Annotated in this window: 1 rRNA gene (running past both ends of the window); it reads right to left on the bottom strand. The window is 57.3% G+C overall.

What is annotated here, in order from left to right:
* Positions 1-1,607: ribosomal RNA gene (locus FGF04_RS42240) — 23S ribosomal RNA — on the bottom strand (its annotated part extends past both window edges: 997 nt to the left, 216 nt to the right); the annotation flags it as partial.

Here is a 1,607-nt window from a genome sequence, read left to right as displayed (position 1 = left end):
GTTCGATGTTTGACGCTTCACAGCGGGTACCGGAATATCAACCGGTTATCCATCGACTACGCCTGTCGGCCTCGCCTTAGGTCCCGACTTACCCTGGGCAGATCAGCTTGACCCAGGAACCCTTAGTCAATCGGCGCACACGTTTCTCACGTGTGTATCGCTACTCATGCCTGCATTCTCACTCGTGAACCGTCCACCACTGCCTTCCGGCGCGGCTTCACCCGGCACACGACGCTCCCCTACCCATCCACACAGGCGTTGGCCCTATTGTGTGAATGACACGACTTCGGCGGTACGCTTGAGCCCCGCTACATTGTCGGCGCGGAATCACTAGACCAGTGAGCTATTACGCACTCTTTCAAGGGTGGCTGCTTCTAAGCCAACCTCCTGGTTGTCTGTGCGACTCCACATCCTTTCCCACTTAGCGTACGCTTAGGGGCCTTAGTCGATGCTCTGGGCTGTTTCCCTCTCGACCATGGAGCTTATCCCCCACAGTCTCACTGCCGCGCTCTCACTTACCGGCTCGCTGGTCTCTGCGGCCACCCCCAGCTCATGGAGTAAATCCAATCACCGGTGATGGCCCCCCTTCTCCCGAAGTTACGGGGGCATTTTGCCGAGTTCCTTAACCATAGTTCACCCGAACGCCTCGGTATTCTCTACCTGACCACCTGAGTCGGTTTAGGGTACGGGCCGCCATGAAACTCGCTAGAGGCTTTTCTCGACAGCATAGGATCATCCACTTCACCACAATCGGCTCGGCATCAGGTCTCACCCTTGATGTTGTGCGGATTTACCTACACAACGGGCTACACCCTTACCCCGGGACAACCACCGCCCGGGATGGACTACCTTCCTGCGTCACCCCATCACTCACCTACTACAGGTCTGGTCCGTCGGCTCCACCACTTTCCTTTCCCCGAAGGGTCCGGAACGGCTTCACGGACTTAGCATCGCCTGGTTCGATGTTTGACGCTTCACAGCGGGTACCGGAATATCAACCGGTTATCCATCGACTACGCCTGTCGGCCTCGCCTTAGGTCCCGACTTACCCTGGGGTCAGTAACCCGGTAGGGCCCATCGCCTATCCAGTGCTCTACCTCCGGCAAGAAACACACGACGCTGCACCTAAATGCATTTCGGGGAGAACCAGCTATCACGGAGTTTGATTGGCCTTTCACCCCTAACCACAGGTCATCCCCCAGGTTTTCAACCCTGGTGGGTTCGGTCCTCCACGACCTCTTACAGCCGCTTCAACCTGCCCATGGCTAGATCACTCCGCTTCGGGTCTTGAGCGCGCTACTGAARCGCCCTGTTCGGACTCGCTTTCGCTACGGCTTCCCCACACGGGTTAACCTCGCAACACACCGCAAACTCGCAGGCTCATTCTTCAAAAGGCACGCAGTCACGACGCACTGAGTAAACTCAATGCGCGACGCTCCCACGGCTTGTAGGCACACGGTTTCAGGTACTATTTCACTCCGCTCCCGCGGTACTTTTCACCATTCCCTCACGGTACTATCCGCTATCGGTCACCAGGGAATATTTAGGCTTAGCGGGTGGTCCCGCCAGATTCACACGGGATTTCTCGGGCCCCGTGCTACTTGGGT

This window comes from Streptomyces apricus, assembly GCF_008369065.1.
GTDB lineage: Bacteria > Actinomycetota > Actinomycetes > Streptomycetales > Streptomycetaceae > Streptomyces > Streptomyces apricus.
Note: the sequence above shows the minus strand (reverse complement) of the source record. Positions and strands in the feature narration are given on the sequence as shown.